The organism is Micromonospora sp. NPDC048843 (assembly GCF_040649965.1).
In the GTDB taxonomy this organism is placed as follows: Bacteria; Actinomycetota; Actinomycetes; order Mycobacteriales; family Micromonosporaceae; genus Micromonospora; species Micromonospora hortensis.
Genome location: NZ_JBEZGJ010000115.1, coordinates 1 through 24,353 on the forward strand (window position 1 = coordinate 1; position 24,353 = coordinate 24,353).

Sequence of the window (24,353 nt, forward strand, 5' to 3'; positions counted from 1 at the left end):
CAGGGCGAGGAGGCGCTGCCGCTGCTGGTGCGTCGCTTCCGCGAGGTCGTCGACCGGGGCGCCCCTTCGTCTGCGGTCCTCAGCTCTTGAGCAGCTCGGTCGAGACCTTCCAGAGCCGCTCGGCGGCCTCCGGGTCCAGCGCGTACGCCGCGACTCCCGTCCGCCCACCGGGCTGGTTGGGGGCGGCTTCCTGACAGTCCTCGAAGTAGCGCCCGCCCACCCCGTCGAGCAGCGGCGAGGCAGCGACCAGCACTGAGGTGGCGGCACCCTGCTCGACGGTCTTCCAGGCCGCCGCGTTGCCCGCGCGCAGCCGGTCCAACTCCTCCTCACTCACGTAGCGCTGAAGGTTGGTCCGGATCGCGCCGGGCATCAGCGAGTTGGTGAGGATGCCGTCGTCGGCCCAGCGCCGGGTGGCCTCCACGGCGAACAGCACGTTGGCCGTCTTGGACTGCCCGTACGCCTGCCACGGCTCGTACTCCCGCTTGTCGTACTGGATGTCCTCGAAGACCACCGGTGAGCGCAGGTGGGCGGCGGAGCTGACCGAGACGATCCTGGCCCCGTCGCCCGCGGCGAGTGCCGGACGCAGCCCGGTGGCGAGCGCGAAGTGCCCCAGGTGGTTGGTGGCGAACTGCATCTCCCAGCCCTGCGGGGTGCGGGACAGGGGTGCGGCCATGATGCCGGCGTTGTTGACCAGGATGTGCAGCGGGCCGTCCCAGTTGGCCACGAAGTCGGCGACCGAACCCTGGTCGGCGAGGTCGAGCGGGGCGACCAGGACGCTGTCGTTGCCGGTGGTGGCGGTGATGTCGTCGGCGGCCTGCTGACCCGCGTCGGGGTTGCGGACGGCCAGGGTTACCTCCGCGCCGGCGCTGGCCAGCGCGCGGGCGGTTTCCACGCCGATCCCGGAGGACCCGCCGGTGACGATCGCCCGCCGCCCGACGAGGTCCACGCCCCGGATCACGTCCATGGCAGTGGAGTGATGGGCGAACGAGGTTGTGATCGGGTTGTTGGTCGTCATTGTCCATCCTTGTCCGGGGTGGGCGGACCGACCGGCCCGCTGCGGAGGCCGTGGCCCCGCTGTTTCCCCGACCCGGGCCGGAGGTAACGCCGGACCCCGTCGCCATCGCCGTTCGGGCCTCCGACCAGCCCGGACGCTGCCAGAGTGGAATCGTGGGCGGCTACCGGCGGGGTGGACAGCTGGGACCGGCCGTCCCGATCGCCCCCGGCGCCCGGGTGGACAAGTTCGAGGTCTTCTTCGACCTGGTCTTCGTCTTCTCGTTCTTCATCATCACCCGGGCCACCGCAGCGAACATCTCCGGCCGGCAACTGCTGCACGCCGGCCTGGTCCTCGCCGTGCTCTGGTGGATCTGGGTGGTGCACAGCCTGGTCGCCACCCGGGTCCGGCTCGGCGAGGGCTACGTCCCGGTGCTCATGGTGATCGCGATGGTCGCCCTGTTCGCGTTCGCGCTGGCGCTTCCGCAGGCGTTCAACGACCCGAAGGGGAGCGCCGCCGGCCCGATGCTGGTGGCCATCAGCTACGTCGTGGTCCGGGCCGTACACATGATCCTCTATCAGCACGTGGTGCGGGACAGCCCGCAGGAGCGGCGGCAACTGCGGCGGTTCGCCCCGGAGCTGGCGGTGAGCATCGTGCTGCTGCTGGCCGCCGCGCTCATCCCGCCGCAGATCAGCGACCCCGATCGGGCCGCCCTGGTCCGCGACGGGCTGTGGATCACCGTGGTGGTGGTGCAGTACGCCACCGGCTTCATCGTCGGGACCTGGGGCTGGGGGGTGACCAGCGCCGAGCACTGGACCGAGCGCTACGACCTCATCCTGATCATCGCGCTGGGCGAGTCGATCATCTCGACGGGCGTGGGCGGCAACCTGCTCGGCAAGCCGGTCACCTGGCCGGCGGTGGCCGCCGCCGCGCTCGGCATCGTGGTCACCGCGGCCCTCTGGTGGGCGCACTTCGACTTCATCGGGCCGGCCGCCCGGATCGCCCTGCACGCGGCGGAGGGCGCTCCCCGGGTGGCGATGGCCCGCGACGCGTACGCGTATCTCTACCTGCCGATGATCGCCGGGGTGATCCTCTTCTCGATCGGCAACGAGGAGGTTCTGCACAAGATCACCGACCCGGTCGGCGGGATCGCCGAGAAGGTCGAGGGGCCGGCGGTGCCGATGCTCTTCGGTGGGTTGATCTGCTATTTCGCCGTCAACCTGCTCTTTCAACTACGCACCCTGCACACCGTCAGCTGGACTCGCGTCGGCGTCATAGTGGTGCTCACGGCGGCCCTCCCGGTCGGCCAGCACCTGCCGGCGCTGGGCGCGCTCACCCTCGCGACAGTGATCTGCGTGGCGCTGGTGGCCGTGGAGGTGATGGTGATGGCGCAGTCCCGGCACGCCCTGCGGGCCGCAGTCTTCCAGGAGCGGACCAGCCACGAGGCCCACGAGGCCGCCTGGCGGGCGCGCTGGCACGACGTCCGGGAGACCGACGAACCGACCACTCCGTGATTCCCGGGTTTGGGGGCCTGACCCGCCGGCCCTAGACTGCGGTGCAGCGTCGCAGTGCACCCGGCCCGAAGGCCGCCGAGGGCATGGAGGCGCGGGGACAGCATGGGACGAAACGTGCACCCAACCGGTTCACCGGCCGGCCGGCTCGCCGCCGTCGGCAATCAGATGATCGAGATCCACCTCTGGCTCAGTGCGGAACTGGCCCGGTTACAGGCAAGCCTCGACACCCCGTCCCGGGATCTTCGGGCGCACTGCCTGACCTTCTGTGCCGCGCTCGGCCGACACCACACCGGTGAGGACGCGGGCGCGTTCCGGCTGCTGGCCGAGGAAGCCCCTGAGCTGCGCCCGGTCATCGACAACCTGATCACCGATCACGAGGTGGTGGCGGGGATCCTGGAACGGGTCGAGGCACTGCTGGGCGGCGACGCGGCGGTGCCTGTCGACCAGGTGCGCGCCGAGCTGGGCGGGCTGGCCGCCCTGCTGGAGTCGCACTTCCGTTACGAGGAGAAGCGACTGGTCACCGCCCTGAACGCGCTCACCGGTCGACAGGGGACGACAGAGGACCTGCTCGGCCTGACCGCGCCCGGTCCCCTTTAGCCAGCCTCCGACCCCGGCGCGGTGTCGGGCAGTCGCTCGTAGAAGCGGATCTTCTCCCGGAGGTGGTCGTACTGGCGCTGGAGCAGGCGCATCTGTTCCTCGACCCGCGCCGCGTGGTGGCACAGCAACTCGTGCCGCTCGTCGGTGGTGTGCTCGCCGTCGCGGGCCAGTTGCGCGTAGCGGCGCATCTGCGCGATTGGCATCCCGGTGTCGCGCAGGCAGCGGAACAGCACCAGCCAGCCGAGGTCGTCGTCGGTGAAGACCCGCTGCCCGCCCGCCGTACGCTCCACGTCCGCGAGCAGGCCGATCTTCTCGTAGTACCGCAGAGTGTCCAGGCTGAAGCCGCTGCGGCGGGCGGCCTCCGAAGGGGCGTAACCGCTCATGTCGCGAGATGCTAGTGCTTGACCTGGAGCGCGCTCCAGATTGCAGGCTGGTGACCATGACGACGACACGGACGCTGGGACGCAGCGGCATCACGGTGAGCGCTATCGGAATGGGGTGCTGGGCCATCGGCGGCCCGCTCTGGGGTGACGACGGGCAGCCGTTCGGCTGGGGCGAGGTGGACGACGACGAGTCGATCCGCACCGTCCACCGGGCGCTCGATCTCGGGGTCACCCTGTTCGACACCGCCAGCAACTACGGCGCCGGGCACAGCGAGCGGATCCTCGGCAAAGCCCTGGCCGGGCGGCGGGACAGCGTGGTCATCGCCACCAAGTTCGGCAACGTCAGCGAGGAGGGCACCCGGCGGGCGCTCGGCACCGACGCCAGCCCGGCCTTCGCGGTGCGCAGCCTGGAAGACTCGCTCCGCCGCCTCGGCACCGACCACGTCGACCTCTACCAACTGCACATCAACGCACTGTCGGTGCCCGCCGCGCTCGATCTGGTCGACACCCTGGAGGCCCTGGTCGACCAGGGCAAGATCCGGGCGTACGGCTGGAGCACCGACGACCCGGCCTCGGCGGAGGCGTTCGCGGCTGCCGGCCCGCACTGCGCCGCGATCCAGCACGACGAGTCGGTGCTGCGCGACAACGCGGCGGTGCTGGCGGTCTGCGACAAGCACGACCTGGCCAGCCTCAACCGTGGGCCGCTGGCGATGGGGCTGCTCACCGGGTCGACCCGGGCGGTCGGGGCGGACGACGTGCGTGGACGGGCACCGGAGTGGCTGGAATGGTTCACCGACGGCCGGCCGACACCGCGCTGGGCGGCCCGGGTCGACCAGGTCCGCGCGGCGCTCACCGCCGACGGGCGCACCCTCGCACAGGGCGCACTCGGCTGGCTGCTGGCGCGTAGCCCCCGTACCGTGCCGATTCCCGGCCTACGCACTGTGGCCCAGGCCGACGAGAACCTGGCCACCCTGACGCTCGGCCCGCTGGGTGCCGAGTCGTACGCCGAGGTGGAGCGTCTCCTCGCCGACCTTCGTCCGGCCCCCGCGGCCTGATCACCGGGCCGGTCCACGCCCCGGGCGTCGTCAGCGGAAGTCGTCAGCGTGCTCGCCGGCCCACTGCCGGAACGTGCGCCCCGGGCGGCCGGTCACCTGCTCGACGTCCGGGGCGACCCAGGCGTTGCCGTCGAGATGCCGGCCCATCTCCAGGAACCACTCGATCACCTCGGCGGGATAGTCGTCCTTCCAGTACTCCCGGGCCTGCTCCGGGGTCAATTCGTCGAACCGGACCGGGCGGCCGATCGCCGCACCGATCATCTCGACCGCGTCCCGGCGCCGGACCGGCTCCGGACCGGTCGGCTGGTAGACCTGGCCGGCATGGCCGTCATCGGTGAGCGCCGCCAGGATGACCGCGGCGATGTCCGCCTCGTGGACCAGGGCGCTGCTCCAGTCACCGAACGGCGCCCGGACCACCCCCTCGGCCCGGATGGCGGGCGCCCAGTCTCGGGTGTTCGCCATGAACTCGCCGGGAAAAATGTTCGTCCACTCCAGACCCGAGTTCTCGATCGCCCGGTGCAGCGGCCGATGCGGGGCCTCGAGCGGGTCGTCGTCGGCCCGGCTCGGATCGTTGTGACCGAGGTGGGTGACCCGACGAACGCCGGCCTTCCGGGCCAGCTCCAAGATCTCCGCACCGGTGCTCAGCGGTCCGTACCCATCCATCGCGACCAGGTGCATGCGCGTCACGCCGCGCAGCGCCGGCGCCAGCGTGTCGGGCCTGGCGAAGTCGCCCGCCAGCACCTCCACCCCGCTGGGCAGCGCGGCGGCCGCCGGCGACGCGGGATCGCGGGTCAGCGCGCGTACGTCGTGGCCGGCGGCCACCAGTTGCCGGACCAGGCTGCCTCCGACGGTCCCGGTCGCTCCGGTCACCAGGATCGGCATGGTTCCTCCTCAGCTGTCGCCCGACGGTGGGCACGGTGAGCCGACCCCGCCATTCCGGGGGCGCTCTCGGATGGCTCATGGTCAGCCAGATCGATGCCGGAAGCAATCGCGAACATTGCATTCACGTTCCCTCTGACCTGCGGAAACGCGACCGGCGCCGAATGCGCGCGACAGCCTTTTTCGGTACCCGGAACAGCCGCTGACCTGCGTCTTCCATGCTGCTCGCCGATCCGCGCAATTTTTTCGCCGGTACGTCCCGCAGCCGGTGACGTCGGCCGCGCCGCGCATCCGTCCGCGCCGTTCTGGACGAAGATGGGGGTATGCGGATCCTTCTGGCCGGCGCGTCCGGCTTCCTCGGCACCCGGCTGGCCGACCGGCTCACGGCGGACGGGCACCAGATCACCCGGCTGGTCCGTCGATCGCCGCGCGACTCGCAGGAGCGTCGGTGGGACCCGGCCGCCGGGCACCTCGACCCCGCAGTGGTCGCCGAGGCCGACGCCGTGGTCAACCTGGCTGGCGCGGGCGTCGGCGACAAACGCTGGAACGACGACTACCGCCGGTTGATCCGCACCAGCCGAGTGGACAGCACCACCACGCTGGCGACCAGCATCGCCGGGGTGCCCGCTGCGGACCGACCCCGGGTGCTGCTCAACTCATCGGCCGTCGGCTGGTACGGCAACACGGGCGACCGGGCGGTCGAAGAGGACGCGCCGGCCGGCGAGGGCTTCCTGGCCGACGTCTGCCGGGTGTGGGAGGCCGCCACCCGGCCCGCCGAGGACGCCGGGGTACGCGTGGTCCGGCTGCGTACCGGTCTGCCGCTGGACCGCGACGGCGGGCTACTCAAGCCGCAGCTGCTGCCGTTCAAGCTGGGCATCGCCGGCCGGCTGGGCAGCGGCCGGCAGTGGCTGCCGTGGATCTCGATGGCCGACTGGCTGAACGCGACCCGCTTCCTGCTCGACCACGACGACATCGCCGGCCCGGTGAACGTGGTGGGGCCGAACCCGGTGACGAACATCGAGTTCACCAGCGAGCTGGCCCGGCAACTGCACCGCCCGGCAATCATCCCGATCCCCGCGCTGGCGCTCAAGGTGGTCCTCGGCGGCTTCGCCCACGAGGCCCTCACCAGCACCAGAGTCCTCCCCGGAGTCCTGGCCCGAGCCGCCTACCCCTACCAGCACCCCACCCTCCCCCAAGCCCTCCAAGCAGCCCTAACCCCAACCCCCTGACCCTTAACCCGCCCCCGGTCCCGCCCCCGTTCGCGTTGATCATGAAGTTATTGCCGTTCGCCTCGGCGTGTCGTGGCAACAACTTCATGATCGACAGGGTTCGTCCCCGGGGTGGTTCGGCCGTTGGCAGAATTGGCGGTCGGCGGGCCGTTGGTGGGCCAGCGTGGGCCGATGCTTGACCAATGGCGACCTTCTCCCTCCAGGCCACCCCGACCGACGCGACGAGCTGGGCCGAGCTGGCCCGTCGGGCCGAGACCGCCGGCTTCGACGCTCTCCTCGCCGCGGACCACCCCGGCGACGTGACGTCACCGTTCGTCGCGTTGGCCGCCGCCGCCCCGGTCACCTCGACGATCGGGCTCGGCTCGTACGTGTCGAACCTCGGCGTACGGGAGCCGATGCTGCTCGCGGCCGACGTGGCCACCCTCGATCTGATCTCCGGCGGACGGGCCCGGCTCGGTGTCGGCGCCGGTCACACCCCGGCGGAGTGGCGCGCGGTGGGCCGGGAACGCCCCGACGTGGCCGGGCGGGTCCGCCGTTGCGTGGCCGTCGCCGAGGCGGTCCGCGCCCTGCTCGACGGCGCCTCGGTCACCGTCGACTCGGCCGAGCTGACGATGCGCGAGGCGGTGCTGCGCGAACCCCGGCCCGTGCAGGACCGGATTCCGCTGACGATGGGTACGGCGAACTCGACGCTGCTGCGGTGGGCCGGCGCGCACGCCGACGTGGTCGGGCTGACCGGGTTCGGACGTACCCTCGCCGACGGCCACCAGCATGAGGCGCGCTGGCGGGCCGACCAAATCGAGGCGCAGTTGGCCTGCGTGGCCGCCGGCGCGGCCGGCCGAGCTGACCCGCCGGCGCTGGAGGCACTGGTGCAGACGGTGGTGGTCACCGACGACGCGGAGGCTGTCGCCGCGGAACAGGCCCGGCGTAACGGCATGACGCCCGCCGAACTGCTGGCCACCCCGTTCGTGCTGATCGGCACGGTGGACGAGATCGTCACGGCGGTCGCCGAGCACGAACGGCGGTGGGGGGTGACCCGGTTCGTGGTCCGCACCAATGCGCTGGAAACGCTAGAGCCGGTCCTAACCCGCCTGACCTGAGCCCCCCCCCACCCCCCGCCGACAGCCCCGTTGATCAAGAGGTTTGCGTCAGATTCCGGCTACCGGATGACGCAAACCTCTTGATCAACAGGGGCAAAGGGGGGAAGGAGGGAAGGGGGGGTGGGGGGTTAGCAGCCGACTACCCAGTGGTTGGGGGCGGTCTGCTTGAGGGCGCTGGTGTAGAAGGTGTTGTAGAGGCCCATCCGCTGGTTGGAGCCGTTGGCGTAGGCGTAGCCGCCGGACTGGTACGCCCGACCGGCCGCCACGTGCGCGTAGTTGCTGGCCGTCACGCAGGTCGGCGGCGTGGTCGGGGTGGCCGTCGGGGTCGGCGTGGGGGTGGCCGTCGGGGTCGGGGTCGGGTTGGTCCCGCCGCCGTTCAGACCGAAGAAGAGCGCGTCACGGTACGTCGAGCAGATGGTGTCCAGGAAGTACGCGCCAGCGGTGCCGCACTGCTCGGCCGCCGAGCCCGGATCGACCGGGGTGCCGTGGCCCATCCCGGAGATCCGGTAGAGGCGTACGTCGTCGTTGCCGTACACCTCGAGGCTGGTGTTGCCGGGCAGCGACGAGGTGCTGGTCGGGGTCTGCGACACGCCCCGCACGTTTGTCCACTGGTCGCGGGACTCGGTGGCGTTGAGCGGTGCGACGGTGTAGTCCGAGGTGCCGTGCCAGATGGCCACCCGGGGTCGCGGGCCGGTGTAACCGGAGTACGCGCCACGGACCAGGTCGCCCCAGGCGGCCGGGGTCTTGTCCGCGCCCGGGCTCATACAGCTGAACGCGTTGACCATGCTGGTGGCGCAGCGGTACGGGATTCCCGCGATGATCGATCCGGCGGCGAAGACGTCCGGGTAGGTGGCCAGCATGACCGCGCTCATCGCCCCGCCGGCGGAGAGCCCGCTGACGTAGACCCGGGAGCCGTTCACCCCGTAGTTCGTCTTGGCGTGGTCGACCATCTGCTTGATCGACAGCGCCTCGCCCTGGCCTCGGGTGGTGTCCCCCGCCTCGAAGAAGTTGAAGCACGAGTTGGCGTTGTTGCCGGAGGGCTGCTGGGCGACGATCAGGGCGAACTTCCACTGGTCGGCGTACTTCTGCCAGCCGGAGTTGGCGAAGTAGCCGGAGGCGTTCTGGGTGCAGCCGTGCAGCAGGACGACGGCCGGGGCGTTGGCCGGCAGACCGTCCGGGCGGTAGGCGTACATGGCGAGGTTGCCGGGGTTGGAGCCGAACCCGGTGACCTGGGTGAGGGTGGCGGCCTGGGCGGGTGCGGCGACGGCGACCGCGCCCGCGACGGCGAGGGCGAGGCCGGCGACCGCACCGAGCAGCCGGGTGAGGGTGGACGAGGAGCGGCGCACGGCGGCCTCCTGAGGGGCAGACTGTGAACTGGGTCACTGTCGAGTTGCCGTGACGTTACGACGATGTGTCGCACCTATGACATGGGGCACACTCACACATTCACGACGGACGCTGTGTACGTCAGACCGTCGACGTGGCGGGTCGAATCCGTCCCCAACGGTCCCGTCCTTGCAGGTCTGACCGGCCCGTCCAGGTCCGGTTGGTAACGTCCGCTGCGTGCCGTCCTCCCCGTCGCTGGCCACCGGGCCCGCACCCGTGTCGCCGCTGCGCACCGTCCGGGACCGCCGGGCCGACCTGATCGTCGTGCTGGTGGCGCTCGCGCTCGCCGTCTGGGTGACCAGTGGGCTGTGGCGGGACCCGAACGTCCGCACCATCACCGTCAACTCCAGCGACCAGGCGCTGTTCGAATGGCTGTTGGCCTTCGGTGGGCACGCGGTCACCCACTGGGACAACCCGCTCTTCACCTACCTGATCAACGTCCCGGACGGCGTGAACCTCGCGGTCAACACGACGATCACCGTGTACGCGGTGGTCTTCGCCCCGCTCACGTACCTGATCGGGCCGCCGGCGACGTTCCTGGTGATCCTCACCCTGAACCTGCTCGCCACCGCGCTGGTCTGGTACTGGCTGCTCTCCCGGCACCTGGTCCGCAGCCAGTTGGCCGCCGGGGTCGGCGCCCTGTTCATCGCCTACTCCCCCGGCATGGTGTCGCACGCCAACGCGCACCTGAACTGGACCGCCGGTTGGCTGGTGCCGCTGCTGATCTGGCGGCTGTTCGCGCTACGCCGCGCCGGGCACTGGCTTCGGGACGGGGTGATCCTCGGCGTGCTGGTCGCTGTGGCCTTCTCGATCGCCGCCGAAGGGCTCTTCTTCACCGCGCTGGCGCTGGGGGTGTTCGTCGCCATCTGGGCGCTGCACCCGGCCAACCGGGTGGAGGCCCGCGCCGCGCTGCCCACCTTCCTGCGCGGGCTCGGGGTGACAGCAGTGGTCGCCGGTGTGCTGCTGTCGTACCCCTTGTGGTTGCACTTCGCCGGGCCACAACGGTTCCACGGCACCGGCTTCGACCCGGTGATCCACTCCGAGGACATCGCGGCGTTCGCCGCCTTCCCACGCCGCTCGCTGGCCGGCGAGGCCGGGCTGGGCACCTCGCTCGCGCCGAACCCGACCGAGGAGAACTCGTTCTTCGGCATCCCGCTGCTGGTGCTCACAGTGATCTGTTTCGTCGTGCTCTGGCGGCGGGCCGACCCGCACCGCCGGGCCACCCTCTGGGCGCTGGGCGCCCTCGCTCTGATCTTCACGGTGCTCTCGTTCGGGCCGGTCGCCAAGGTCGATGGCCGACGCACCGATCTGCCCATGCCGTTCGACCTGGTCGGCCAACTGCCGGTGGTCAACGCCGCGCTGCCGGCCCGGCTGGCGCTGGTGGTCGCGCCGGTGGTCGGGCTGCTGCTGGCGTACGCCGTCGACCAGTTGCGCGCCGCTCCACCCCGGCACCGCTCCACGGAACTGGCCTGGCTGCTGGGTTTCGCGGTGGCCCTGGTGCCGCTGCTGCCCACCCCACTGCTCACCGACGAGCGGGAGCCGATCCCCCGCTTCATCACCTCCGGCACGTGGCGGGACTACGTGTCACCCGACGGGGTGCTGACCCCGGTGCCGCTGACCGTGGACATCTACCCGGACGGCCAGCGCTGGCAGGCGTACGCGTTGTCGCACCGGCAGGGCGAGTTCGCCATCCCGGGCGGCTTCTTCCTCGGCCCCGGCGGGCCGGACGGGCGGGGCCGGATCGGTCCGGTGCCGCGCACGTTGAGCGCGTTGATGGACCAGGCCGGCCGCACCGGGCTGGTCCCCATCGTCACCGACGGGACGATCCGGGAGGTCCAGTCGGACCTGCGGCACTGGCGCATCGAGACGGTGGTGCTCGCCGACGAGGTGCACGGCGCGAAGTTCGAGGTCGACGAGGGGGCCCTGCTGCGCACCGGCACCGCCCTGTTCGGCGAGCCGCAACGGGTCGACGACGTCTGGCTCTGGCGCATCCCACCTGCCGACCGGTAGACCGCGACGCGGCTCGCCGGGGCAACACGACCGGCCGCCGTCGCGTCTAATGGGCCGATGAGATTGACCGGTGGGCGATTGCGGCGTAGCGCAGTGGTCGGGCTCGCACTGGGGCTCGTCGCGCTCAGCACGCCAGCCGCCACGGCCGCGAGCAGCACTGTCACCGGCAGCACGGCCGGCGGGGGCACTGTCACAGGCAGCACGGCCGCCGACAGCACGGCCGGGGTGGTGCCGAGCCGGGTGCGCGATCCGTGGCTGTGGCAGGCGACGGTGGGGCAACGCCCGGCCGGTCCGGCCGCCTTGGTGTTCTTCACCGACCGCACCCGCTATTTCGAGTCGACAGGCGTGCTGGTCGCCCGGGACGGCGCCTACCGGATCATCCCGATCGGCATCGCCGAGGGGCACGGGCTGCTCTCCCCCGACGGGCGCCACTACCTGCGGCCGCAGTCCGGCGAGTTGCTGGACCTCACCACCGGCCGGCAGCGCCGCACCATGAAACCCGGGCTGGACCCTTTCGCGTGGTCACCTGATGGGCGGAGCGTGCTCGGCACCCGCAACAACGACGATCAAGTGATCAGCTACGGGCCGGACAACCAGCAGCTCAACGACCCTGAGAAGCCCGACGACCTGCTCGTCGTCGACCCGTACCAGGGCACCGAGCGGGTGGTCGCGGCCGGCATCTTCGCCGCCCACAACGGGGCGGCCTGGTCACCCGAAGGTGACCTGGTGGCGGTCACCGGCTCGCCGGACGTGCCTGCCCGGCTCGCCGACCGCCAGCGACTGGTGGTCCTCGACCCGGCCGGCGGCGGTCCTCGCTGGCAGGTCGACCTGGGCGACCGGCGGATGCTGGCCGGCCCGGCCGCCTGGCATCCCGACGGCCGGCGGCTCGCGCTGCTCGCCTTCGACGGCTGCGCCGGGCCCACGTGCACGGCCGAGCAGGCGGCAGCGCGCACCTGGCGGATCGAGTTCCTGGACACTGCCACCGGTCGCGCGGTCGGCCAGGCCCTGCCGGCTGGCACCTCGGTCAGCGGGATCATCGGCTGGCGCGGCGACGACCCGCTCCTGCGGTATGCCAGCAAAACCGAGGCGGACACGGACCGGCAAGCCTTTCTCGCCGCGCTGTCGCCCGACGGCGGTCGCGAGGTGCTGGTGACCACCCCAGTCGGGTCGACCAACCTGATGGTGCCGGGTGACCTGCTGAGCCGGGCCGCGTTCGGCGGGCCGGAGCCCCGGCCGTCACCGTTCGCCGCGCCGCTCTGGGTCTACCTGACGCTGGCAGTGCCGACGCTGCTCGCGATCGCTCTCGTCGTCCGCCGGATCCGCCGCCACCGCGCTGCGACGGTCCCTGCCGCGGCGTGACAACGAGCCGCCCAGCGGTGCCGCGACCGGCACGACGAGGTCCTCGTGAGGCGGCTCACCAGGGATGATCGCCGTTGGCGGGACTAGGCTGGTTGCCGTGACAACGACGACCCCCGGCCTGACGGCCGTCCGTGCCGGCCTGCTCGACTACCAGGCCGCCTGGGACGAGCAGCGGCGCCTGCACGAGTCGGTGGTGGCTGGCGAGCGTGGCGACACTGTGCTCCTGCTGGAGCACCCGAGCGTCTACACCGCGGGCAAGCGCACCGAACCGTGGGACCGGCCCATGGACGGCACTCCGGTCGTCGACGTGGACCGTGGCGGCAAGATCACCTGGCATGGCCCGGGGCAGCTCGTCGGTTACCCGATCCTGCGCCTGCCCGACCCGGTGGACGTGGTCGCCTACGTGCGCCGAACCGAAGAGCTGCTCATCGACGTGTGCGCCGAGTTCGGGCTGACCGCCGGCCGGATCGAAGGACGCAGCGGCGTCTGGGTGCCCGAGGACGACCGGGGGCCGGCCCGCAAGGTGGCGGCCATCGGCATCCGCGTGGCCCGGGGCGTCACCCTGCACGGCTTCTCGATCAACTGCGACTGCGACCTGACGTACTTCGACCGGATCGTGCCGTGCGGCATCCGGGACGCGGGCGTCACCTCGCTCTCCGCCGAGCTGGGTCGCCCGATCAGCGTCGCCGACGTGCTGCCGGTGGTCGAGCGCCGACTCTCCACCCTCATCAAGGTCTGAGCGGCAGCCCCCGGCGGCGTCGCCGGGGGCCGCCTCGCTCATGGCGTCAGTCGGTGCAGGTCACGCGGGAACGCGGTGACCTCCCGGATGTTGGCCGCGCCGACCAGCCGGGCCACGAACCGTTCCAGGCCGATGGCGAAACCGCCGTGCGGTGGCATGCCGTGGCGGAACGCGTCCAGGTAGCCGACGTACGGCTCGACCGGCTCACCCCGGGCCGTCAACGCCGCCAGGTAGTCGGCGTGCCGGTGCAGCCGCTGCCCGCCGGTGACCAACTCCAGGCCACGAAAGAGCAGGTCAAACCCGTTCGAGTACGCGGGCCGCGCCGGGTCCGGGTGGGTGTAGAAGGGCCGCTTCGCCATCGGGTAGCCGGTGACGAAGAGGAAGTCCGACCCGTGTTCGCGCAGTGCCCACTCCCCCAGCGCCCGTTCGTGGGCGGGCGCGAGGTCCGGCTCGTCGGCGGGCGCGCCGGCGATCGTCAGCGCCTCGGTGAAGTGCACCGCCGGGATCTCCGCCGGCACCTGCGGCGGCGTGACGCCGAGGGTCGCGAGAGCGGTGCCGGCTCGCCCGCTCACCGCGTCCAGCATCCCGGCCACTGTGTCGCGCAGCACGCGCATCACGTCCCGGTGGTCGGTGACGAAGCCCAACTCCGCGTCGAGCGACGTGTACTGGGCGAGGTGCCGGACGGTGTCGTGCGGTTCGGCCCGGAAGACCGGCCCCACCTCGTAGACACGTTCGAAGACGCCGACCATCAGCTGCTTGTAGAACTGCGGTGACTGGGCCAGGTAGGCGGGTCGGCCGAACCAGTCCAGCGCGAACACGTTCGCCCCGCTCTCGGTGCTGGAGCTGACCACCTTCGGCGTGTGGACCTCCACGAAGTCCTGGGCGTCGAGTGCGGCCCGGAACCCCGCCACCGCTGCCGCCGAGATCCGCAGCGCGGCCGAGCGGGTGGGGTGCCGCAGCGCGGTGGGCGCGTTGTCGAGCTGGGTGGGCAGGCTCGCGGTGAGCGCCGGCCGGTACAGGTCGAACGGTGGCGGCACGGCGGGCGGCCCGAGGAGACGTACCGTCGGGTCGGTCAGCTCGACCCCGGCGGGTGCCGTGCCGTTCGCGGTGGCCGTCGCGGTGACCTCGACGACCGTCTCCTCGGTGAGTTTCTCCAGCTCGGCGCGGACGCCCGGGTCGGTGACGACCACCTGGGCCAGGCCGGTGGCGTCCCGCACGATCAGGAAGGCCACCGACTTGAGCAGTCGGCGGCGGTGCACCCAGCCGGCGATCCGCACTGTCGTGCCGATCCTGGCGGGCAGTTGCTGGGACAGGGTTCGTTGCATGGCGTACTGCTCCTCGGTCGATCGCGACGCCGTCGCCGCCCCGGGGTGGCGAAAGCGTCGCATCAGCCCCAGGGAGGTGTGGGCGAGCGGGAACCTCGCGGTGCCACCACACCTTCGCCCCCGCCGGAGCGGGGGCCTCGTTCGTCGCCTGATGACCGGGGCCAGCCGGGCGGGCTCTACTGGGCGCGGGTGACCCGCGGCCGTTCTTCCCGCAGCTCGGGAGGGTCTTCGCGCCCCGGTGCCAGACCGCCTCTCAGCACCGGCGGCTCTCTGCACTGGCGGGTCGGGGGCTACTCGGCTCCGTCGTCGCTGTTGCCGGCGACCGTAGCACCCGATTCCCCGGTCTGTGACGCCCTTTTCCGACCGGCCGGTGTCCGGCGTCACAACGTTTGGGGCGTGACGCCGGTCGCCTGACGCACATAGACACCTGCCGTCCGGCGTAGGCTCATTTTCGTGACGATCGAGCACTCCGCGCCGACGACCGGCCAGGCAGCGCGCACCGCAACGGCGGCCCCCGAGGGGCGGCGCCTGCTGCGGATCGAGGCGCGCAACGCCGAGACGCCGATCGAGCGCAAACCGCCATGGATCAAGGTCAAGGCCAAGATGGGCCCGGAGTACACCCAACTGCGCGGGCTCGTCTCGCGCGAAGGGCTGCACACCGTCTGCCAGGAGGCCGGCTGCCCCAACATCTACGAGTGTTGGGAAGACCGGGAGGCCACCTTCCTCATCGGCGGTGACCAGTGCACCCGGCGCTGCGACTTCTGCCAGATCGACACCGGCAAGCCTGCCGAGTTCGACGCCGACGAGCCGCGTCGCGTCGCGGAGTCGGTGGTCTCGATGGGGCTGCGGTACGCCACCATCACCGGTGTCGCCCGTGACGACCTGCCCGACGGCGGCGCCTGGCTGTACGCCGAGACCGTCCGACAGATCCACGCCCTGCAGCCCGGCTGCGGCGTCGAGCTGCTGATCCCGGACTTCAACGCCGTCCCCGAGCAGTTGGCCGAGGTCTTCAGCTCCCGTCCCGAGGTGCTGGCCCACAACGTGGAGACAGTGCCGCGCATCTTCAAGCGCATCCGGCCGGCGTTCCGCTACGACCGGTCGCTGGACGTGATCCGGCAGGCCCGCGCCGACGGCCTTGTCACCAAGAGCAACCTGATCCTGGGCATGGGCGAGGAGCGGGCCGAGGTCTCGCAGGCGCTGCGCGACCTGCACGAGGCCGGCTGCGAGCTGATCACCATCACCCAGTACCTGCGCCCCTCGCCCCGGCACCACCCGGTGACCCGCTGGGTCAAGCCGGAGGAGTTCGTGGAGCTGCGCGATGAGGCCGAGGAGATCGGCTTCGCCGGGGTGATGAGCGGGCCTCTGGTGCGTTCGTCGTACCGGGCCGGCCGGCTCTACAAGCAGGCCATCGACGCCCGCGCCGCCGCCTCGGTCGCCACCGCCGGCTGACTCCGCCGGCAGCGCCGCACGGTCGTTCGGCGTCCGGGTGTCATGATCCTGTGATGACCGTCGGCGTACGCGAGCAGCCGCGCGGCGCCGACTCGCCGCACCCCCGACCCGGCGCACGTCCCGGCCTGGTCGGTTGGCTCACCGGCTTGGCAGTGCTCGCCGGGGTGGGTTACCGGCTCTGGCTGCTGCTGCACGCCGCCCCGCCGACCAACAGCGACGAGGCCACAATGGGGCTGGCCGCGCTGCACATCGCCCGGGGTGAGGGCTTCCCGGTCTGGTTCTACGGCCAGCAGTACATGGGCACGCTGGAGGCGTACCTGGCCGCGCCGGTGTTCGCCCTCGCCGGTGGGCCGTCGCTGCTCGGACTGCGGTTGCCCACGCTGGCCCTGTACGCGCTGTTCCTGCTGCTGGCCTGGCGGTTGACGCTGCGGCTGACCGGGGACCGGTGGTTCGGGCTGCTGATGGTGGCGCTGCTGGCCCTCGGTTCCGACCGGATCGTCAAGAACCAGCTGATCGCCGGCGGCGGCTACCCCGAGATGAACGCGGCCGGGGCGGCGCTGGCCCTGCTCGCAGTGGATCTGGCCGCCGGTCGACCGGGGCGGCGATCGGCCGACGCTGGGCGACCCGACGGGCCGACGGCCGGCGCCGGGCGACCCGGCTGGCGGCTGGCGCGCTGGGCCGCGTGGGGGTTCCTGGCCGGACTGATGCTCTGGGTCGACCCGCTCGTGCTGCCGTACGTCGCGGCGACCGGCGCGGTCCTCGTCGGGTTCTGCCGCCGGGAGCTGTGGGGTGCCGCCGGGGCGCTACTCGGGGCGGCGGCCGTGCTGGGGGCGGCCCCGTTGCTGCTGCACAGCCTGCTGACCGCGCGCAACCCGCTGCACGCAGTGCTCGCCGCCAGCGGTGCGAACGCCACAGCGGGCTGGTCGGACCGACTGCACGGCGGCCTGGTGCTCGGCCCGCCGCTGGGCATGGGCTTCTGCGCTCCCGGCCAGTGCGCCACCTGGCAACTGTGGTGGGCGCTCGCCCTGCCACTCCTGCTGGCCATCGCCGCCGCCACCGCCTGGCGCGCCCTGCGCTCTCCCGACCCCGACCCTGCTGACCCCGCCGCTGTCGGCCCCGCCGCGGTGTCGCCTCGGGTGGCGGCGGCAGCACGGCTGGCGCTCGTGCTGGCCGCGGTTGCCACCCTCGGCGCGTACACGGTGAGCAGTTCCGCCGGGCTCACCCCGGTGGAGAGTTCCCGCTACCTGTCCTGCCTGCTCATCTCCCTGCCGGCGCTGCTCTGGCCGGTGTGGACGGTGGCCCGGCACGGGCTGCGAACGGCGGCGACCGGCCGACGCGGCGTCGGGTCGACACTGGCCCGGTCGGTAGCTGTGGTGTTGCTCGCCGCCACGCTTGGTACCGCGGCCCACGCCACCTGGCGGGCGGCGCAGACCGTCCCGGCGACCCGGGCAGCAGAGGCCCGGCACACCGAGTTGGTGAGCACCTTGCGTCAGCTCGGCGTACGGCACGTGCGCGCCGGCTACTGGACCTGCAACCGGCTCACCTTCGCCAGCGCGGAACAGGTGGTCTGCGCGGTCGTCGACGACACACTGCGCCCCGGTTTCGACCGCTACCCCGCGTACCGGCGGGAGGTGGACAGCGCGGCGGCACCGGCCTGGGTCGCGCCGGCCGGCTCACCCCTGGCGGAGGTGCTCGACGAGCGGCAGCGAGTCACGCCGGGCAGCCTGGACCTGGTCACCATCGAGGGCTGGCGCATCTACCTGCCGCGCTGACCTCGGCGGCCCACGTCAGCGCGGCGCGGTGGCCTCGGTGCGCGTCAGCGCGGCGCGGCGGTCTCGGTGAGCAGGCCGAGGCGGTGGGCCAGGGCGGCGGCCTCCACCCGGTTGGTCACACCCAGCTTCGCGATGATCCGGGAGACGTGCACGCTTGCCGTCTTCGGCGAGATGAACAGCCGCTCGGCGATCCGGCTGTTGCTGTGCCCCTCGGCAACCAGGCGCAGCACCTCCCGCTCCCGGGCGGTCAGCAGGTCCGCGCCGGCCCCGCCCCCGGCGCGCAGGCCGACCCGCCGCGCCAGGGTGGCGGCCGCCTCGACCAGTGGGGTCGCGCCCAGCCGCCGGCCGATCTCGGTGGCCTCGGTGACCGCTGCCGCCGCCTCGTCACGTTCCCCGGCTGCGGCGGTCGCCTCGGCCAGTGCCAGCAGCGCCCTGCCCAACGGGTAGGGCTGCCCGTCGGCCCGCCACGCGTCGACCGCCGCACGCCACGCCGGCAGCGCCTGGTCCCCGACCGCGAGCAACGCGGTGACCTGGGCGGCGTGCGCACGGGCCGCCGGGTGCCGCGCCGGCAGGGCGGTGGCGAGCGCCGCCACCGCCGCCGCCATCTCCCTGTCACCCACCCGGGCCGCGGTACGCGCGGCGGCGCTGAGCACCGGCCAACCTTCCCGGGCCAGCTGCGGCAGGCTCTCGTCGACCACAGCGACGCGGGCCGCCCGTACCGCCTCGACCTTGTCGTCCGCGGCCAGCGCCGCCTCGATCGCCAACTCGTGCAGGGGCAGGCGGTGGTTCGGCCACAGGTACGGTCGATTGAGGAAGGTGAGCGCCCGGTCGACCAGCTCGTCGGCGCCCGGATGGGCACGGGCCAGCCGCAGCCCGGCACCCAACTGGAGCCAGTGCAGACCTGTGACACCGGACAGGTCGATCCGGGCGGCCTCCGCGCAGACCGCCTCGGCCTCGTCCCACCGACCCAGCGCGATGAGCGCCTCGGCCCGGTTGGAGAGCAGGTACGCCCCTGTGGAGCGGCTGATCCCCACCCGTCGCGCCTCGGCCACACCGGCCTCGGCGGCCTGGGCGGACTCGGCGTAGCGGCCCAACTCGCAGAGCATGTCCGACTCGAACACCATGGCGAGCACCAGGGTCGGCGCGTCCCCCGCCGCACGGGCGGCGGCGGCCGCCCGGCCCAGCTCGGCCAGCCCGCCGGTCAGGTCCCGCTCGCCGTGGCAGAGCAACGCGATCCGCGTCGACAGCAGGGCCACGTGTTCTCCGAGCGCCTCGGCGTCGGTGGCGGCCTCGGCTGCCACCCGGGCCGCCTTCTGCGGGTCGATCTTGACCAGGTGGGTGGCGATGTCGGCGAGCAGCCGGACCCGCTCCCCGCCGGGCGGGCCACCGGCCGCCAGCCGATACGCCTCATCCAGCTCGCGGCTGCCGTCGCTCTTGCCGAGCAGGGCCATCAGTCGACCGCGCTGGTCCAGCAGGCGGGCGGCGCGCAGCGGCGCGGCGTCGGCGTCCACCTCGGCCAGCCCGGCCCGGGTCAGGGTGATGGCCCGACTGAAGTCGCCTGCGGTGACCGCGGCGTCGAGGGTCTGCTCCAGCAACGCGAGGTGGTCCATGCCGAGCAGGTCGGCGGCGTCCGGCACCAGCTCCCACAACTCCAGCGCCCGCTCCAGCAGTCGGCGCTGCTCGGCGTACGCGTACCGGTCGGCGGCGGCGCACGCGGCGGCTCGTGCGGCGACGAGGGCGCGCGGGTGGTCGTGCGCGGCGTGCCAGTGGTGGGCGATCTCGGCCGGGGCCCGGCCGGCGGCGACCAGATGCGGCTGGGCCTCGATGGCGGCGGCGAAGCGGGCGTGCAGCCGGGCGTGCTCACCGGGCAACAACTCGTCGTGTACGGCCTCGCGGACCAGCGCGTGTCGGAACTCGTAGTCACCGTCCCGGTCGGCCACCACCAACTGGGCGGCGACGGCGGCGCGTAACGCGTCCTCCAGCTCGGTTTCGGGCAGCCCGGCGACCTCGGCAAGCAGGTCATGGGCGAAACGGGTGCCGCCGGCGGCCGCGATCCGCAACACCCGCTGCGCCGGCTCGGGGAGCCGGTCCACCCGGGCCAGCAGCAGGTCACGCAGCGTCTCGGGCAGCGCCGCGCAGCCGATCGGGTCACCGGCGACGGCCAACTCCTCGATGAAGAAGGGGTTGCCCTGGGTGCGGTCGTGGACATCGTCGACGGCGCGGGCGAGCGGCTCGGCACCGAGCAGGTCGGCGAGGATCGCGGCGGTGCCGTCGCGGTCCAGGCGAGCCAGCTCGACCCGCTCCACGCCCCGCGCCCGATCCAGCTCGGCGAGGAACGGGCGCAGCGGATGCCCACGCTGCAACTCGTCGGTGCGATAGGTGCAGACCAGCAGCAGCCGGCCCGGCCTCGCCGCCCGGACGAGGAAGCCGATCAGGTCGCGGGTGGAACGGTCGGCCCAGTGCAGGTCCTCGATGATCAGGACCAGTGGGCGAGCGTCGGCCAGCCGCTGGAACAGCTCGGCGACCAGGTCGAACAGGTAGCCGCGCGGGGCGTCGCTGAGCGGGACCGCGCGCGGGGTGGTCAGCGCCGCGGAGGCGCGGCCCAGCTCCGGCAGGAGCGGAGCGAACTCCGCCTCGTAGCCGGCGAAGACCTCGGGGCCGTCGGCGCGGAGCACCGCGCGCAACGCTGCGGCGAACGGCGCGAACGGCAGACCCGCCTCGCCCAGCTCCAGGCACTGGCCGACGAGCACCCGCGACGCGCCGTCGGTGGCCCAGCCCGCGAACTCCTCCAGCAGCCGGGTCTTACCCACACCCGCCTCGCCGCCGACCAGCACTGTGGTCGGCTCGCCGGCCCGCGCCCGGCCCAGCGCGTCCCGCAGCGCCGCGGTCTCGCGGTGGCGCCCGACGAGGACTGAGCTGGCGGCGCGTACGGTCACGTGTTCGAGCATGCCATGGCGGCCCGTCCCGCCGGCCCCGCCGATCGGCCGGTGGTCGGGCGGCGGGGTCGGATCGGATCGAGCGGCCAGCCCGACGGGCGCCGTGGACGTGGCGGGTGCGGTGGGCGCGCCCGGCGCCGTGGGCGTGGCGGCCGCGCTGGGCGTGGTCACCGGCGGGCGTCGCTGGTGCGACCGGCCTGCCTGCGCCGGCCCAACCACCCGCGACTGACCGGACGTGACAGCGACCGGGCGAGCCGGTCCGCGGCCGCGTCGGCGCGCAGCTCGGCGGCGTGGGTACGGTGCAGGGTGAGCAGGAAATCTGCGTCGTTGCCGAACATGTCGGGCTCCTTCGTCGCGTCGTCGTCTTCTGCTGACGACTCTTCGCGCGAAGGCCCCACCCGGGCATGGGCATGGCGCCTCATCTTCCCCACCCACAGCCTCCTTACCCGGCCGCTCCGGGCGCGTACGGCGACGTAAGGTACTCAGCTGCCCCGGCACCCGGACGCGGATCAACCGGGCCGGCGGCGACCACTAGACTCTGCGGCATGGCAAAGCCCCAGGAGAAGGTCTCGTTCGGCCAGCGGCTGAAGCAGATCGGGATGGTGTTCCAGTTCACCGCCAAGCAGGACCGGTGGTTCGCGCCGCTGGTCGCCGCCGCGGTGCTCATCCCGCTCGCGCTCACCGTGGTCGCGGTCATCCTCTGGAGCTGGATCTGGCTGCCAATCGGCATCCTGTTCGTCCTGCTCGCGGTGCTGATCGTGCTCAACCTGCGGTCCAACAAGGCGATGATGAACGCCGCCGAGGGGCAACCCGGCGCGGCGGCGCAGATCATGGAGAACATGCGCGGCGACTGGCGGGTTACCCCGGCGGTCAGCTCGACCACTCAGATGGACATGGTCCACCTGGTGATCGGCCGTCCGGGCGTGATCCTGCTTGCCGAGGGCAACCCGCAGCGGGTGCGTGGCCTGCTCGGCCAGGAGAAGCGGCGGCTGGCCAAGGTGATCGGCTCCGCTCCCCTGCACGACTACGTGATCGGGCAGGAGGAAGGCGAGCTGCCGATCCGCAAGCTGCGGACGACGCTGCTGCGCCTGCCCCGCGCCCTCTCCGGCAAGGACGTCAACTCGCTGGACAAGCGACTCAAGGCGCTCACCGCCCGGCCACAGATGCCCAAGGGCGCGATCCCGAAGAACATGCGGCCCCCAGGCGCCTTCCGCCAGTCGCGGGGCCGCTGACCCCAGGTGTACGCGTAAAGAGCCGGACCCGCACGGGTCCGGCTCTTTCGCGCGCGGCGTCAGCGCCTCGTCGATCATGGAGTTGTGCTGGGTGACGAAGTGCCCGTACAGCACCAAGCCGGGCACCACAACTCCATGATCGACCGAACTCGGACTCGACCTTGGACTCTCCCGGGCCGGCCTTGGTGGGGTTGGCTCAGCCGCGGGGGGCGTCGACGATGACCGAGCCGGCGATTCGGTCGTGCAGGCCGCGCCGGTGCTCGTCCATGATGAGTGCGGGGACGACAAGGGCTAGCAGCAGGCCACGGATCAGGCCCCTGAGCACGCCGATCCGGCCACCGTCGTGCCAGTTCACACAGCGGATCCTGGTGATGTACATGCCCGGCGTCTGGGCGAACAGGCCGAGGAAGATGCCGTACTCCAGGACGAGCACCAGCACCGGGGCCCAGCCGTCGCGTACCGGGTCGGCGAAGAAGTTGGACACCAGCAGGCAGAGCACCCAGTCGATGATCAGCGCCCCGAACCGCCGACCGAGGCTCGGAGCGGTGAAGGTGGGGTCGGTGGCCGGCGCTGCCGGAAGGTGCGGATTGGTCACAGCGGTCAAGGGTATCCGCGCCGGCATGAGGGCTTGCCGGGTGCCGCCGCCGCTGCGTGCCGATTCAGGCCAAAGGCATCAGATGTCATTACACTGGCACAGTCGGTACGGCGTTCCTGGCGGGCCGGAAGCGCGGCCGGGGCGTAGCTGACGCTCCGCGAGGGACGTAACACGGCAGAAACAACGGAGACACGGCCGGGCAACCCCCCGGCCATAGCGTCGCCAGAAGCCTAGCCACCCCGTGGACGTGCCAGGAGGATGTGTGTTCGCCAACCCCGAGGAACTGCTGCGATACCTCAAGAACGAGGACGTGAAGTTCGTCGACGTTCGCTTCTGTGACCTGCCCGGCGTGATGCAGCACTTCAATCTGCCGGTCGAGTCCGTCAACGACGACCTCTTCACCGACGGCCTCGCGTTCGACGGTTCGTCGATCCGCGGTTTCCAGGCGATCCACGAGTCGGACATGCTCCTGCTCCCGGATGTCGCCACCGCGTTCATCGACCCGTTCCGCGCGCAGAAGACGCTCGCGCTCAACTTCTTCATCCACGACCCGTTCACCCGCGAGGCCTACAGCCGCGACCCGCGCAACGTGGCGAAGAAGGCCGAGGCGTACCTGGCGGCGAGCGGCATCGCCGACACCGCCTACTTCGGCGCCGAGGCGGAGTTCTACATCTTCGACTCGATCCGCCACGAGACCTCGGCGCACCAGTCGTTCTACTACATCGACTCGATCGAGGGCGCCTGGAACACCGGCCGCGAAGAGCCGGGCGGCAACCGTGGTTACAAGACCGCGTACAAGGGCGGCTACTTCCCCGTCCCGCCGGTCGACCACTACGCCGACCTGCGTGACTCGATCGTGCGCCGCCTGGTCGACACCGGCTTCAACGTGGAGCGCTCGCACCACGAGGTGGGCACCGCCGGCCAGTCCGAGATCAACTACCGGTTCTCCACCCTGCTGCACGCCGGTGACCAGCTCCAGCTCTTCAAGTACATCGTGAAGAACGAGGCCTGGGCCAACGGCAAGACCGCGACCTTCATGCCCAAGCCGCTCTTTGGTGACAACGGCTCCGGCATGCACACCCACCAGAGCCTCTGGCTCAACGGTGAGCCGCTGTTCTACGACGAGACCGGCTACGCCGGCCTGTCCGACATGGCCCGGTGGTACATCGGCGGTCTGCTGCACCACGCGCCGTCGCTGCTGGCCTTCACCAACCCGACGATCAACTCGTACCGTCGTCTGGTGCCGGGCTTCGAGGCACCGGTCAACCTGGTCTACTCGCAGCGCAACCGGTCCGCCTGCACCCGCATCCCGGTGACCGGCGCGAACCCGAAGGCCAAGCGCGTCGAGTTCCGCGTCCCGGACCCGTCGGCCAACGTCTACCTGGCCTTCTCGGCCATGATGATGGCCGGCCTCGACGGCATCAAGAGCAAGATCGAGCCGCCGACGCCGATCGACAAGGACCTCTACGACCTCCCGCCGGAGGAGTGGGGCGACGTCAAGCAGGTGCCGGGCTCGCTGTCGGCAGTGCTCGACTCGCTGGAGGCCGACCACGACTACCTGCTCGACGGCGGCGTCTTCACCCCCGACCTGATCTCCACCTGGGTCGACTGGAAGCGCGCCAACGAGGTCGACCCGGTGCGCCTGCGCCCGACCCCGCACGAGTTCGCCATGTACTACGACTGCTGAGCAGCCAGACGCACGACGACTGCTGAGCAGTCAGACGCACGACGACTGCTGAGCAGTCGCTGGAACACCGGCCGGGGCCGGGCCCCACAACCCCCCGCGCCGCCCCCGACCCCGTGAG

Annotated in this window: 20 protein-coding genes; 12 read left to right on the forward strand and 8 right to left on the reverse strand. The window is 72.0% G+C overall.

From position 1 onward, the window contains the following. Positions 1 to 79: 79 nt before the first annotated feature. The gene (locus tag AB0C20_RS24095; RefSeq protein WP_357180983.1) at positions 80 to 1,015 is read right to left on the reverse strand and encodes an SDR family NAD(P)-dependent oxidoreductase; all 936 of its coding nucleotides are present in this window, start codon (positions 1,013 to 1,015) and stop codon (positions 80 to 82) included. Positions 1,016 to 1,167: 152 nt separating this feature from the next. Here AB0C20_RS24095 and AB0C20_RS24100 point away from each other — a divergent pair, with 152 nt between their 5' ends. Next, complete coding sequence (locus AB0C20_RS24100; protein ID WP_357180986.1) at positions 1,168 to 2,505, forward strand: low temperature requirement protein A; 1,338 nt, start codon at positions 1,168 to 1,170, stop codon at positions 2,503 to 2,505. 102 nt (positions 2,506 to 2,607) lie between these two features. Then, positions 2,608 to 3,102, forward strand: coding sequence for a hemerythrin domain-containing protein (locus AB0C20_RS24105; protein WP_357180989.1), 495 nt, complete (start codon positions 2,608 to 2,610; stop codon positions 3,100 to 3,102). Here the strand turns inward: AB0C20_RS24105 and AB0C20_RS24110 are convergent. Further along, positions 3,099 to 3,485, reverse strand: a complete 387-nt coding sequence (locus AB0C20_RS24110; protein ID WP_357180992.1) for a MerR family transcriptional regulator — start codon at positions 3,483 to 3,485, stop codon at positions 3,099 to 3,101. The two genes, AB0C20_RS24105 and AB0C20_RS24110, sit on opposite strands and share 4 nt — an antisense overlap. Positions 3,486 to 3,541: 56 nt before the next feature. Between AB0C20_RS24110 and AB0C20_RS24115 the strand changes: the two genes are divergently transcribed. After that, on the forward strand, positions 3,542 to 4,540 hold the full coding sequence (locus AB0C20_RS24115; RefSeq protein ID WP_357568780.1) for an aldo/keto reductase: 999 nt from the start codon (positions 3,542 to 3,544) through the stop codon (positions 4,538 to 4,540). 30 nt (positions 4,541 to 4,570) lie between these two features. Here AB0C20_RS24115 and AB0C20_RS24120 read toward each other — a convergent pair whose 3' ends face one another. Further along, a complete protein-coding gene (locus AB0C20_RS24120; RefSeq protein ID WP_357568781.1) occupies positions 4,571 to 5,422 on the reverse strand; it encodes an NmrA family NAD(P)-binding protein in 852 nt (283 codons plus the stop codon). A gap of 320 nt (positions 5,423 to 5,742) precedes the next feature. On the opposite strand from AB0C20_RS24120, the gene AB0C20_RS24125 reads away from it, so the two are divergent. Further along, positions 5,743 to 6,648 carry a TIGR01777 family oxidoreductase gene (locus AB0C20_RS24125; RefSeq protein WP_357568782.1) on the forward strand — a complete coding sequence of 302 codons (906 nt, stop codon included), beginning with the start codon at positions 5,743 to 5,745 and terminating at the stop codon, positions 6,646 to 6,648. 182 nt (positions 6,649 to 6,830) lie between these two features. After that, positions 6,831 to 7,745: an LLM class flavin-dependent oxidoreductase gene (locus AB0C20_RS24130; protein ID WP_357181004.1), complete on the forward strand. Its 915-nt coding sequence runs from the start codon at positions 6,831 to 6,833 to the stop codon at positions 7,743 to 7,745. Positions 7,746 to 7,873: 128 nt separating this feature from the next. Here the strand turns inward: AB0C20_RS24130 and AB0C20_RS24135 are convergent, their stop codons facing one another. Next, positions 7,874 to 9,091, reverse strand: a complete 1,218-nt coding sequence (locus AB0C20_RS24135; protein ID WP_357568783.1) for a PHB depolymerase family esterase — start codon at positions 9,089 to 9,091, stop codon at positions 7,874 to 7,876. Positions 9,092 to 9,308: 217 nt separating this feature from the next. On the opposite strand from AB0C20_RS24135, the gene AB0C20_RS24140 reads away from it, so the two are divergent. The 3 genes from AB0C20_RS24140 to lipB all read left to right on the forward strand — a co-directional run bounded on the left by AB0C20_RS24140 (position 9,309) and on the right by lipB (position 13,239). After that, on the forward strand, positions 9,309 to 11,141 hold the full coding sequence (locus AB0C20_RS24140; RefSeq protein ID WP_357568784.1) for a DUF2079 domain-containing protein: 1,833 nt from the start codon (positions 9,309 to 9,311) through the stop codon (positions 11,139 to 11,141). 57 nt (positions 11,142 to 11,198) lie between these two features. Continuing rightward, positions 11,199 to 12,500, forward strand: a complete 1,302-nt coding sequence (locus AB0C20_RS24145) for a hypothetical protein (RefSeq protein WP_357181012.1) — start codon at positions 11,199 to 11,201, stop codon at positions 12,498 to 12,500. A 97-nt stretch (positions 12,501 to 12,597) separates the two neighbouring features. Next, entirely contained in the window at positions 12,598 to 13,239 is a 642-nt protein-coding gene (gene lipB / locus AB0C20_RS24150; protein ID WP_357181015.1) for a lipoyl(octanoyl) transferase LipB, read from the forward strand. Positions 13,240 to 13,277: 38 nt separating this feature from the next. Here lipB and aspS read toward each other — a convergent pair whose 3' ends face one another. After that, the gene (aspS, locus tag AB0C20_RS24155; protein WP_357181018.1) at positions 13,278 to 14,564 is read right to left on the reverse strand and encodes an aspartate--tRNA(Asn) ligase; all 1,287 of its coding nucleotides are present in this window, start codon (positions 14,562 to 14,564) and stop codon (positions 13,278 to 13,280) included. 453 nt (positions 14,565 to 15,017) lie between these two features. Here aspS and lipA point away from each other — a divergent pair, with 453 nt between their 5' ends. Together lipA and AB0C20_RS24165 are read left to right on the forward strand one after the other, a co-directional pair. Further along, on the forward strand, positions 15,018 to 16,013 hold the full coding sequence (gene lipA / locus AB0C20_RS24160; protein ID WP_357181021.1) for a lipoyl synthase: 996 nt from the start codon (positions 15,018 to 15,020) through the stop codon (positions 16,011 to 16,013). 53 nt (positions 16,014 to 16,066) lie between these two features. After that, entirely contained in the window at positions 16,067 to 17,785 is a 1,719-nt protein-coding gene (locus AB0C20_RS24165; RefSeq protein WP_357181024.1) for a hypothetical protein, read from the forward strand. 44 nt (positions 17,786 to 17,829) lie between these two features. On the opposite strand, the gene AB0C20_RS24170 is transcribed toward AB0C20_RS24165, so the two are convergent. Both AB0C20_RS24170 and AB0C20_RS24175 read right to left on the reverse strand, forming a co-directional pair. Further along, on the reverse strand, positions 17,830 to 20,721 hold the full coding sequence (locus tag AB0C20_RS24170) for an AAA family ATPase (RefSeq protein ID WP_357568785.1): 2,892 nt from the start codon (positions 20,719 to 20,721) through the stop codon (positions 17,830 to 17,832). A 167-nt stretch (positions 20,722 to 20,888) separates the two neighbouring features. Beyond that, complete coding sequence (locus AB0C20_RS24175) at positions 20,889 to 21,059, reverse strand: hypothetical protein (protein ID WP_167493919.1); 171 nt, start codon at positions 21,057 to 21,059, stop codon at positions 20,889 to 20,891. 207 nt (positions 21,060 to 21,266) lie between these two features. On the opposite strand from AB0C20_RS24175, the gene AB0C20_RS24180 reads away from it, so the two are divergent. Continuing rightward, positions 21,267 to 21,953, forward strand: a complete 687-nt coding sequence (locus tag AB0C20_RS24180; RefSeq protein WP_357181031.1) for a DUF4191 domain-containing protein — start codon at positions 21,267 to 21,269, stop codon at positions 21,951 to 21,953. 196 nt (positions 21,954 to 22,149) lie between these two features. Here the strand turns inward: AB0C20_RS24180 and AB0C20_RS24185 are convergent, their stop codons facing one another. Further along, positions 22,150 to 22,575: an RDD family protein gene (locus AB0C20_RS24185; protein ID WP_357181033.1), complete on the reverse strand. Its 426-nt coding sequence runs from the start codon at positions 22,573 to 22,575 to the stop codon at positions 22,150 to 22,152. 235 nt (positions 22,576 to 22,810) lie between these two features. Here AB0C20_RS24185 and glnA point away from each other — a divergent pair, with 235 nt between their 5' ends. Then, positions 22,811 to 24,235: a type I glutamate--ammonia ligase gene (gene glnA, locus AB0C20_RS24190; RefSeq protein WP_112671701.1), complete on the forward strand. Its 1,425-nt coding sequence runs from the start codon at positions 22,811 to 22,813 to the stop codon at positions 24,233 to 24,235. The last annotated feature ends 118 nt before the right edge of the window (positions 24,236 to 24,353 follow it).

Coding starts and splice junctions, on each gene's coding strand:
- AB0C20_RS24130 (WP_357181004.1), top strand. CDS start 6,831: ATGGCGACCTTCTCCCTCCAGGCCACCCCGACCGACGCGACGAGCTGG.
- aspS (WP_357181018.1), bottom strand. CDS start 14,564: ATGCAACGAACCCTGTCCCAGCAACTGCCCGCCAGGATCGGCACGACA.
- AB0C20_RS24175 (WP_167493919.1), bottom strand. CDS start 21,059: ATGTTCGGCAACGACGCAGATTTCCTGCTCACCCTGCACCGTACCCAC.
- AB0C20_RS24125 (WP_357568782.1), top strand. CDS start 5,743: ATGCGGATCCTTCTGGCCGGCGCGTCCGGCTTCCTCGGCACCCGGCTG.
- AB0C20_RS24115 (WP_357568780.1), top strand. CDS start 3,542: ATGACGACGACACGGACGCTGGGACGCAGCGGCATCACGGTGAGCGCT.
- AB0C20_RS24180 (WP_357181031.1), top strand. CDS start 21,267: ATGGCAAAGCCCCAGGAGAAGGTCTCGTTCGGCCAGCGGCTGAAGCAG.
- AB0C20_RS24165 (WP_357181024.1), top strand. CDS start 16,067: ATGACCGTCGGCGTACGCGAGCAGCCGCGCGGCGCCGACTCGCCGCAC.
- AB0C20_RS24185 (WP_357181033.1), bottom strand. CDS start 22,575: ATGCCGGCGCGGATACCCTTGACCGCTGTGACCAATCCGCACCTTCCG.
- AB0C20_RS24105 (WP_357180989.1), top strand. CDS start 2,608: ATGGGACGAAACGTGCACCCAACCGGTTCACCGGCCGGCCGGCTCGCC.
- AB0C20_RS24095 (WP_357180983.1), bottom strand. CDS start 1,015: ATGACGACCAACAACCCGATCACAACCTCGTTCGCCCATCACTCCACT.
- AB0C20_RS24120 (WP_357568781.1), bottom strand. CDS start 5,422: ATGCCGATCCTGGTGACCGGAGCGACCGGGACCGTCGGAGGCAGCCTG.
- AB0C20_RS24110 (WP_357180992.1), bottom strand. CDS start 3,485: ATGAGCGGTTACGCCCCTTCGGAGGCCGCCCGCCGCAGCGGCTTCAGC.
- AB0C20_RS24145 (WP_357181012.1), top strand. CDS start 11,199: ATGAGATTGACCGGTGGGCGATTGCGGCGTAGCGCAGTGGTCGGGCTC.